The organism is Bartonella sp. AP57NXGY (assembly GCF_042195805.1).
Taxonomy (GTDB): domain Bacteria; phylum Pseudomonadota; class Alphaproteobacteria; order Rhizobiales; family Rhizobiaceae; genus Bartonella.
The window spans coordinates 1-10,872 of record NZ_JBHIOZ010000047.1 but is presented as its reverse complement, the minus strand read 5'-3'; the positions used below and the strand labels follow the sequence as shown (position 1 = coordinate 10,872).

7 protein-coding genes and 1 tRNA gene are annotated in these 10,872 nt (G+C 38.7%); 1 reads left to right on the top strand and 7 read right to left on the bottom strand.

Annotated features, from left to right (window positions below):
• Positions 1-920: 920 nt before the first annotated feature.
• From ACFIL8_RS05910 to ACFIL8_RS05895, 4 genes are all read right to left on the bottom strand, one after another.
• Positions 921-1,172: a hypothetical protein gene (locus ACFIL8_RS05910; RefSeq protein WP_375638002.1), complete on the bottom strand. Its 252-nt coding sequence runs from the start codon at positions 1,170-1,172 to the stop codon at positions 921-923.
• 296 nt (positions 1,173-1,468) lie between these two features.
• A complete protein-coding gene (locus ACFIL8_RS05905) occupies positions 1,469-1,636 on the bottom strand; it encodes a hypothetical protein (protein ID WP_375631516.1) in 168 nt (55 codons plus the stop codon).
• Between the two features lie 742 nt (positions 1,637-2,378).
• The gene (locus ACFIL8_RS05900; RefSeq protein ID WP_375638000.1) at positions 2,379-5,576 is read right to left on the bottom strand and encodes a DEAD/DEAH box helicase family protein; all 3,198 of its coding nucleotides are present in this window, start codon (positions 5,574-5,576) and stop codon (positions 2,379-2,381) included.
• 28 nt (positions 5,577-5,604) lie between these two features.
• Positions 5,605-7,521 (bottom strand): site-specific DNA-methyltransferase, encoded by a 1,917-nt coding sequence (locus ACFIL8_RS05895; RefSeq protein ID WP_375637998.1) that lies wholly within the window; start codon positions 7,519-7,521, stop codon positions 5,605-5,607.
• 370 nt (positions 7,522-7,891) lie between these two features.
• On the opposite strand from ACFIL8_RS05895, the gene ACFIL8_RS05890 reads away from it, so the two are divergent.
• Positions 7,892-8,218 carry a hypothetical protein gene (locus ACFIL8_RS05890; RefSeq protein ID WP_375637995.1) on the top strand — a complete coding sequence of 109 codons (327 nt, stop codon included), beginning with the start codon at positions 7,892-7,894 and terminating at the stop codon, positions 8,216-8,218.
• A 414-nt stretch (positions 8,219-8,632) separates the two neighbouring features.
• On the opposite strand, the gene ACFIL8_RS05885 is transcribed toward ACFIL8_RS05890, so the two are convergent.
• The 3 genes from ACFIL8_RS05885 to ACFIL8_RS05875 all read right to left on the bottom strand — a co-directional run bounded on the left by ACFIL8_RS05885 (position 8,633) and on the right by ACFIL8_RS05875 (position 10,872).
• Positions 8,633-8,761: a DUF2924 domain-containing protein gene (locus ACFIL8_RS05885; RefSeq protein WP_375631508.1), complete on the bottom strand. Its 129-nt coding sequence runs from the start codon at positions 8,759-8,761 to the stop codon at positions 8,633-8,635.
• A gap of 813 nt (positions 8,762-9,574) precedes the next feature.
• Positions 9,575-10,078 carry a hypothetical protein gene (locus tag ACFIL8_RS05880; RefSeq protein WP_375681453.1) on the bottom strand — a complete coding sequence of 168 codons (504 nt, stop codon included), beginning with the start codon at positions 10,076-10,078 and terminating at the stop codon, positions 9,575-9,577.
• A gap of 717 nt (positions 10,079-10,795) precedes the next feature.
• Positions 10,796-10,872 (bottom strand) — tRNA-His (locus ACFIL8_RS05875).

Sequence of the window (10,872 nt, the reverse complement as noted above, 5' to 3'; positions counted from 1 at the left end):
TCTTGTGTAAAGGATGCATAATGAGAACGCATTAAGGTAAGAGGAGATGCCCAGTTCTTAAAAAAGAAGCGCAATGCACCTTTATTGGTTTTTTGTACAATATTATGCCCCCAAGCAACTACAGTCATTGATAAAAGATCCTCAGCGAGCCGTTTGTTCGTCTTGTATATCCATTTTTAGTATTTTTAATCAAACTTTTTGGTACTGCAAGTAATACACCTGTGCTAACCTTTGCTTACTCGCTGCTTACATACGTAAAAAAAACAAAGCCGACCAAGTTGTCAAAAAACACAGGCATTAGCATTTTTACAATCCATTGTGCCTATACACCAATTAAAAAAGAGCGTTTATGATACATAAGACACCTCGATGCCCCACCGCTCTACGATCTAAAATTATGAAACTTTAGTTCAACAACCAACGCACAATATTTTACGAACGCAAAAGCACCATCTAGCACTCACTAGGAGAGCATTCTATAACTATACGTACCATGTCCACATCACAAAACCTATAGAGACTTCATATGAATGATTGCCCTCCTCAAAAATAATAATTTTGGCCTCCTCCGAATCCAATCTGAAGTATTCATTTAACAACACATCAATATCATATCCTCTTGATATACTCGTTCGCGATATTTCTGGAGAATAACAGCACAATCATTTGGCGCATTCAAATCGGTAAGCATCTCTGCTAAAAACGATGGACAGCTATTAATTTCGACTCAATCCATATAAGATGACCCACACACTATTTTTTCCTGTGTCTTTATGTAAGTCATAGGCAAGTCCCTATTCAACTGTATCTTCACTCTCAGACCTCTTCGTTTTTTATTAACTTTTTATCAGTATAAAGCCAAGCCAAATTAAGCGGGATAATTGAACATATACAAACCAAGGCAAAACAAAAAGCTGCTTCTATACAAACATTATTTGCCAACCAACAATCAGCACAAGCGCTAAAATACCAAAAATACGCGCAAGAAAACTAACAATGGATAAAACCGTATTTGCATTCTTTTGTTGAATATGTTTAAAAAATTCTGCTTCAAACTGCGTCATAGGAACAGAAAAAAACTGTGAAATACGGTGAATAAAATAATAGGAGCCCAACTGTTTGCAACGAGAAGCAGAGCAAGCATAACAACAGCACTTAGGACGAGTGAGCACAAAGTTATCGCCATAGGAGCATATTTTTGCATAAGATATTTAATCACAAAGCGATTAAATAAGTATTTTACGAGAGTATAAGACACAAAGCACAGGCCAAGAATAAGAATTTTAGTCTTTCCTGTCGCATTGTCTAATACTCCTGTCTGTCCCAAAATAAAAGGTTGCCAAAAATGAAATATTGGCTGCAATGCAGCAACAATAAAACCACATATCAATATGTAATATAACCCAATTTTTGAGGTAACTAAATAAGTAAAAGCTTCTGTTGCATGCAACAAAGAACCCGAGTCTATTTACTGACTATCCGAAGCAGATGCAATACCTATCCCCGTCACCCGACTAAACAAGAATACAAGCACGAGAAACCCGAAAGAACAAAAATAATATGCCGACTGATAATTATCCATACACAAAACAATAAGAACACCTAGCGCACCAGCAACCATATTCATGAATGCCATCAGTTCCCGCTTATAGACGTTTACTTGGTGGTAGATCAAACTACCCTTGTATCCACCGCCGTCGATTAAGCCTTTAATCCATGTGCTATCAGCGCCAGAACATAAAGCAAAGCCTAAAGCATATATAATTTCTGCCGGAATTAAGACAGAAAGATTAGGCGCGTAAATAGATAAAAAGAAGAAGAGCGAAAAAAAGAAACATGATAAGATAACATTTTTTTAACGCCAATTTTATCTCCTAAAATCCCACAAGGCACTTTAAAAATACAAATAGCCGCGCTAAACACAATTTGCAATAAGGCTAACTGTGCTATACTAACGCCCATAGACAAGAAAAAAAAGCATGGAAGGAACCTGTAATCAGCCGAACCTCGCTCATTGCCCCACAGCCATAGAGCAACTTTTTAACTTCATAATCTATCGTCATTAATATATCCAAAAGCTATAAAGCTGGCAGCTTTTTTTGCCGCCAGCTTTGTATATTTTAAAACTTCAATTCATAGAAGCGCCTCAAGCAGCCATTTTCTGCTCACTTGCTCGGGCTTTGAGCGCAGCAACATCAACCCGTTTAATTTTTTTTCAGTGGTTTATACATATCTTTAGTTTTCATAACTTTACCTCCTGTATTAAATGAAAACAATTAAATTCAACATGAAGTGTACATTATAACTACCTTTTATCAATTTATTATTTTGATATAAAAAGCTTTTCTCCCCTCCCCCTTAAGTATTTCATGCTCCAATCATTCTGTAACAACCACCGCAGCACTTGGAAACTCATGCGCCCCTTCGGGCAAAGTACGCTTATATTCACGCCAATTTATCACCGGCTGGTCGTTAAACGCAACGCTCGTTTGCAGTGCAGCAAAATGCGCTTTGCCGCATTTAATCTTCAGTATTTCTTTAAGTCGCAAATCAAACTCGCTGTTTGCCCCTTTTGTCTCCAGCACAAAGTAAAGCTTTTGTTCGCCATCTCGCTCTAAAAAAACTGCCCAATCAGGCGTATAAGAACCAATGGGAGTGGCTATTTTAAAACTTCTTGGTAGTTTAAAAAACAATCTGACTTCAGGATCATTTTCAAGACTTTGTGCAAACTCTTTCTCCACACTGCTTTCATAAACCACATGATCATACACACTCTTCTCACTCACAACAGCTGTACGCTCTAAATTTGCCACAAGCTCTTCACTGGTAAAAAGCTCTTGCACACTATATTCTTGCCCGACCAGCTTTAAATATTTAATGCCATCAATTGTAAGATTAACATGGGTTTTATTGAGTATTTCTTCTATGCGCTCTAAAAAAGCTTGTGGATTTTTTACAAACTCATGCTCACGGCCACTCTTGGTCAAAATACCAATAATTGTCTTTGTGGTTAATTTCAGCTTTAAGGTCAAATAATGTACAATGTTCGGCAGTGCACAAAAACTATAATCAAGCGCACTCTGCTTTAATAACTGCTCTTCATAGGTCACACCAGCACTATCCAGTTCTATCTCTGCTGTCTGATAAACCAAATGCGCGGGCGCAACTGGCGCCATTTTTTCCACTGCATCCACTGCTTTGGCAACAAACTCTGTGCGATCAAGCTTTGCACGATAAGTGGTCTTTTTATTGATCTTCTCCCACAAGGCCAAAAACTCTGGTGAAGCCACTGTTTGCTTTTTAAGCTTAACCCGCACCTCGCGCGTAGCATTACGAATAATCGGCATGGCTTGGCTCGCTTCTAGCGCCTGCAGCACAGCTTGCTTCTGCCCTTTACTAAAACGTTCACTTAAATCTAACGTCCCAGTCGCCCATTGCGCTTTTAATGTATCTGTGATTTTTCCTGCTGATGTAAGCAAGGCTTTTTCACGCAACTCAACCAATATATCAGCAGCCTCTTGCGAAGACAGAATTTTTGTTTCCGTCACAGCTGTCATATAAATCAGATCTTGCAGCGTCTCAACATTAATAAGCGCGCCCGCATCAGTTTTTTTCACAATTTCTTGACGCAATTCGCGTGGCATTTCCTCCGCCCCTATAGCCTCAAATTCGCTCGCCACTAAATCTTGATCTACTTTAACGACACCCGCCTCATCAATAAAATCTTTTGCAACAAGTATTTTAACAATTTTTTGTGCTTGCGATACTTCCACTTTAGCGGCCACATATTTTACATCTTCATAAATACGGCCAACCAAATGCTCCATCTGCAATGTACCAAGTTTATAACCAATATCCGCCTCTAATTCTTTTTGCAATGTACTCACAAACTCAGCAAAGCTTTCATTCACCATGACATGCAGCACATTTATATCTTTATCTTCTACCTGTTCACCGTGTTGGTTTACGCACAAGCGCAAACCGCGACCAATCTTTTGCCGTGCGGTAAAATTCGATTTTTGCTCAATCAACATACACACTTGAAACACATTCGGATTATCCCAGCCTTCTCTCAAGGCAGAATGTGAAAAGATAAAACGCAAGGGGCATGCAAAAGATAATAACCACTCCTTATCACGCATAATCGTGTTATAAGTGTCATCATCAGCTTGGCTGTCGCCCTTTGTATCCTTATACACGCCTTTCTTGTCTTGCGAGAAATAACCGCCGTGCACATTTCGAACATTTTGCGCAAACTTAGTTCGTAAGGAGGCATATTTCTTTTTCGTCAACAGCTCTTCATAACATTCTTCAAACATACGCTCATAAAGTGCTGGCTCTTCATCAGAGCTACGATATTTAGCCACCTCATCAATAAAAAAAAGTGATAAAACTTTAATCCCTAAAGGCGCAAGCCGCAATTCTTTATCTAAATGTGTTTCTATAGTGCGATAAATTTGCGCGCGTTTAAGCTCTATTGTATTCACATCACCAAGGGCGTGGCCAAATTTGACAACTTCAGTATCAGAAAACTCAACAGCTTCATCCCCCGCCATGCAATTGATACCCGAAACAATATAACCCCTATAAAGCTCACGCCCGCCCGTAACGCGATACAGATCATCGCCTTGTCTCACTGTAACTGTTTTGCGGCTCACAGTGCCATTCTTTCCCGCAATATCCAACTCTAAGCGCGCCTTAAAGCCATGTTTGTGTGATACGGATTTCAAGGCAATATAGGGACGGTTAAAATCTTGCTCTATCTGATTAGAAGAGACACAAATTTGCTTTACCAGTCCTTTTTGATAAGCATCAACAGGTGTTAAACGATATAAAAGATTAATCTCCTCTTTATGCGTGGCACTATAGCGGAAAACACAAAGCGGATTAAGGCTCGCAATAGCCTCTTTCGCTTTTGCTGTACTATCCACCGATTGCGGTTCATCTATGATCACAATCGGATTTGTATCTTGGATATAGCGCATAGCACTTTCGCCATTCAGTCTATCTTGCGGAAGATTGATAATATTTTCCGCTTTTTTAAATGCATCAATATTGATAATCATAATTTCAATATTGGTAGAGCTTGCAAATTGGCGAATTTGCGAAAGATCTTTTGAATTATAAATAAAATAACGATAGGGCAGATTATCAAACTCTGCTTGAAAATGCTCCCTTGTTACTTGAAGTGATTTATATACCCCTTCGCGAATAGCAACACTTGGTACGACGATAATAAATTTGATAAAGCCATAGCGTTGATTTAACTCAAAAATCGTCTTGCTATAAACATAAGTTTTGCCTGTTCCCGTTTCCATCTCAATAGAAAACTGCTTTTGCTCTAGCGCCTTACTCGCCACGAGTTTATTGTTCTGTTGCACCTCTTGTAAATTTGCTAATATAGTTTCATCACTAATCAATAATTGATTACCATAACCAAATTCATTTAACGCTAATTGTCCTTGTTCTGAACACAAGAAAATAGAAGAATCTCGTCGTGGTTGGCCTTTAAATAAATCAATGACGCTTTTAACGGCATCATTTTGAAATTCTTGTTGTTTAAATTTAAGTTTCATATCGCCGCCCCAATCGTCTCTCTATAGTTTAAATTTTATCAAAACTTACTTCATTGTCTTTAAAGATAAAGTCGCAATTAATAAGCGCCTCATCACTTTTAAAGGCCGCATCAAGCGCTACGATTTTTACGGGCAAATACTTTATCATCTCTTCCGCATCTTCGGGGTCCAAGGGGGGGTCTATGGCTATAATCACTAAGACATCGCCTTCGCTCTCACCTATATAATAGAATTTTTTGCCATTGATTGGTAAAGGATAAATTTTTAAATCCAATGGCCAACCATATTTAAGTATGATCTCGAAGATAATATCTTGATGAGAGCGCTCGGAATTCACCCCCCGTAAAATATGATCCAAACGCATTTGCAATTGTTCTTTAACATCAAGTGCATTCGGATCAATCGGGCTATCGTCCCATATGGAAAAGTTGGAACTATCGAGCTCTAGCACGCGAAATCCGATGTCTAAAGGCTGCTTGCTTGTGAATTCTGCTTCATGCTTTTGCTTGATTTGTGCACCAGCGCGGCGAATACGTTCGCTACCTATATCGCAGATAGTTTTATAACCAGCCTTATAAGCTTCGCTCTTCTCATCACACAATTCAGGCAATTGCACCATGATGAATTTGCGATTGCCACCATCTTCGGCATTCAAAGCCATCACTGCATGCGCTGTTGTACTAGAGCCAGCAAAAAAATCGAGAATGATGTCGTCTTTGTTCATGCCGATTTGCATGAGCAATTTTATGAGTTTGGTAGGTTTAATATATTCAAACAATCCTTGAACATGCATTAATTGATCAATTTCACGTTTGGAAAAAGCGGTATCACCTGAAAACTCTCGTTTAAAAATTCCTGCAAATTCTTCATCAAAATTGGCATCGATCTCCTTGCCGAAAAAAGTCGTAGGAACCAACCCATCTTGAGTCTCATTTAAAAACCTTTTAATCATAGGATAGGATTCGCCTTCGCCCCATATGATCTCATCATTAGCAATTTTTTCTTTCAAAACTTTTTCGCTAAAAGCCCAATAACGCCCTTGCGGCCTTTTCAGAACCACCCCATTCGGCTTGGTAATTGTATAATTGGCCGCATAGGGTTTATGAGCCGTAATGGGGTCCGCTTTCCAAGGTCCCTTAGGATGATTATCAGGATTTTTATATGCTGAACTATCTGGTCGCGGTAACAGGTTTCTCTTGAAATTCTCCTTATACTTTGCGTAGCATATAATATATTCATGGCTGACAGAAAAATATTTCGCTGAATTCTTGCGCGTGTGAACCTTCTCCCACACCAATTGAGCAACAAAATTTTCTTCACCAAACACCTCGTCGCACACTTTGCGCAAATTATGCACCTCATGATCATCAATCGAGATAAAGATCACCCCATCGTCACGCAATAAGGTCTGTGCCAAAAGCAAGCGCGGATAAATCATATTGAGCCAAGCCGTGTGAAACCGCCCCATTGTCTCAGGGTTTGACTTCGTTGTCTGCTTGGTCACTTCCTTATATCGCGCCAATGGGTCTTTAAAATCATCATCATAGATAAAATCATTCCCCGTATTATAGGGCGGGTCTATATAGATCATCTTCACTTGGCCAAAATAAGCCCGCTGGATAAGTTTTAACACTTCAAGATTATCGCCCTTAATATAAAGATTATGTGTATTATCAAAGTTTACGCTCTCCTCGCGCTTCGGGCGCAATGTCGCTAGTGAAGGCTTTTGTGCAAGCTTTAAACTTGCTCCTTTGCCCTTCCATTCAAATTTGAACTTCTCAAAATCATTATCAATATATTCGCCGCATAGATTAAGAAGCTGATCTATATCCAGCTTTCCCTCAGCAAAACATTGCGGAAAGGCTGCTTTTAACTTTTCTATGTCTGGATTAACAGGGCTTTGACTCATGCCCTCTATTCTATCTTCACCCGCTATTATACTCATCTTTGCGCTTCTCCGTTACGCTTAGTATAAAATATGTCTATGAATATTTCTTTTGTACGTCGCAATTCCTTTTATCCTATTTATTTCTATATCCTCTGCAAATTTACTTTCATGAAAAGTGTCATATAAGCTGTTCTCTTTATTTTTTAAAGTTTCTTGTGCTTGTTTTATGTCTTTTTGCTTACGCAAGTCGGCTAGATCAATTCGCATTACCACATTTTGATCATTTTGCCTTTCTTTGATTTACTTTGAAAAAGCAATAATTTCGCGCCCTAAATTAGCCGCTGTTTGGCATAATAAAGGCGGTTATTTTATATTTTTTCTTGTGTGCTATTATGGCACTTACAAATATTATCAATAAGCTTATCAATTGGCACAAGCACATCCCAAATATGTCTATCTTTTAGCCTTGTCATATTTCTTACAAATCGAAGAGCTGTATCGTCAATTTGACGACATGCCACCATGGGTAATTTTAAAATTGCGTCACATGTGGCTTGGTCAAGCACATACAAGTACTATCACTGCCAACGAAAACATAAATTTCTTCATCATTTATTTTGACGCAATAAAAACCATTTCACAAGGGATTATGTCAGCATCCACTTCTAGTTCTCCCTTGTCCGCACAAGCAAGATTTGCTAAAATACCTTTCACGGTGTGTAAAAACACCCTCAAACGCCCACCAGCAAGCTGAAAATCCTTCCCATGCCATAAAACGCTTTGCCTTTATAGGTTTTATACTGTGTGTCAGATTCATAATAAAATATAGCTCTTATCATTTTATCCCTGAGTGATTTGTATTGCCTTATCAATCATATAATTAGACTCATGTACAAACCATGCTTTTACAATCTGCCATAGGAATGTATTAATCTCTTGCACTCGCTCCTTAAATATATTGCGGCATGATTTTTACATTATCAGCAACGTTGGTATTAATTGCCAACCTTCATGACGGTAAGCTTTAACAAAGCTTTCGTCTGCTTCTTTTTGTCGTCCCGTCAGTTAAACTCTTGCTTTAAACCTTCTTCGGTTTTACGTCTATATATAGCGCCGCGTATTGGTTTTATCGCTTGTTTAAGCACCTTTCTTGTCCCCAGTCATCCTCTCATCCCCGCCTTACAAGGCCAAAAAACAAATGGCCATTCCAATTGATGCCGGTAATATGCTTAGCAATAGCTTTCAAGCTTTTGTAAATCTTGCCCTCATTGATAGCCTTTTGACACCACAAGCACATGATGCGTTTGTCCTAAATAATCGTCACTGAAATAAGTGTGCCATAAGGCTTTGGGCTCCTACATTAACGTATACTTTACAGTGGCTATTTCTTGCTCTAATTGTTTACAACTCATTGTCTAATCCTCTCAACACAGGAATGTTCTATTTCCTCGATTAGTCCAGAAAATAGTGTGTGTTCACAAAGTTAGACAAAAATGCAATTTATTCTTTTTCATTGGATAGCTCAACTCCCTCCACGCTTAGAACCAATAAACCTAAGCTTATTGCTGCTATAAGTTTACCGCGCACCCAAAACGAGAAATTTATATCCTATTGAAAAAATAAATTTAGAAGATCCCTTCTTAAACAAAGTCTCGACTAAATAAGATGGTTTGAGCATTTTTAGCAAAAAGAGATAAAAATTCACTATCTCAAGGATCTTAACTACGTTATCGATCATACGCAAAAAAAGCTGAGAAGTGCAGATTTCTAAAAGAAATGAGAATAGTTTTATAAAGAGAAATGGTACTGCAAGCGATACATCGGTTCGAACGTTCTCTTTAAAAACACACCGTAATTACAAGCGGCTTCAAAAAACAGCCTTACTAATATAATATTAGCTAGAGGGTTACATGTATATCGCAATAATAATGCACTCATTCCCGCAAGAGTGCTCCACATATTATGGCGTAGACTGTATAAACTCTGCCGCTCTTGCATACTCAGACGTAAGGCCACTTAGTCGTATAGCAGCCGCAGTTTCAACGTAAAACAGCGGACGCTTCTGTATCATAATACTTGACAGAAGCATCAACAGCTAAGGATATAGGAACTAATTTATATTTTTTCGAAATGTTATATATAAATTTAATGAGCCGCCCCAAAACACACCACCAGTGAACCCACTTAAAAGACCAAAAAGAAGGTTAAAATCAAATGCATATTTCAAATCAGGTACAACCTTGAGAAAAACAATCAATGTGAATTTGATGACAAAAGCGATAAGAATAAATGTCAGCGTCAACGGCGTACCAGGCAGAATAATGAAATCCGTTCCTTCTTTGATTTTTAAACGCGCAGTAGCACGCCAGAGCAACCAGCCAACGCCAACGCCGATCATCAGCCCTGCCAACATTGAGACTGCTCCCCAGCGCAGGAACGCCAGCTCTTTAATCACATCGCTTGCGCCCAAAAAAAGAAAGACTAACGGCAATAGAAAAAGGCGGTTAACCTTCATTTCCCTATCTTTCAATGCGATTATTCCCCTCGCAATGAGAAAAATAAGCAAAATCCAGGCCCATAAAGGAGTTCCAGTCAGAATGTTAAACAATGACATATTATGCTCCATGATGTTTGATGCGATAAAAATATCGCATCATGTTAGGAAAATATTTAGAAAAAAAGATACCAACACAAACTAAACCCATATTGATCCACCAAAGCTGGGGAGTCCCTTCAAAAAAACATTGGGCAGCCCATTAGCAAAAAATATGATAACCCAAATCCATGTAATATATTTATTGATGAGATACAACATAATATGTCTACGTTTTTCCTCACAGACACCAGCACTGGCATAAAAAATAGTAAAGGGTTTCTTTAGTAAAAGGCTAATCAATTTTATCTTCACCCGCTATTATACTCATCACTGCATTTCCCCTTATGCTCAGTATAGAAGAATAGAATATTTATTTTCATGCATATTGCAAGCTTACTGTAAAAAAACAAAACCTTATAGGGGAATTATAGCGATTCTACTTAAACAGAGGCCTTAGGTTCGTATCACGCGCGCCACCCACAAGATGCATACCGACCATAAAATGAGCAATTTTATAACATATTGAAAAATAAATATAAATTGAGCGGAGACCTTTTTAAAAAAGTCTCCGCTCAATGAGACGTTTTGGCCATTTTGGGCGAAAAAGAGGAAAATACACCCGCGCAAGGCCTCGGCTCTGTTATCAGTCAAAGGCAAAAAACGCCGAAAACTGCGTCTTTTAACCGCTTTACAAAACACTGGAAAGGAGAATGAGAAAAGTTGTAAGGAAATCAATGGTACGGTTGGTGGGATTTGAACCTACGACCTCTGGTGCCACAAACCAGCGCTCTAACCAACTGAGCTACAACCGC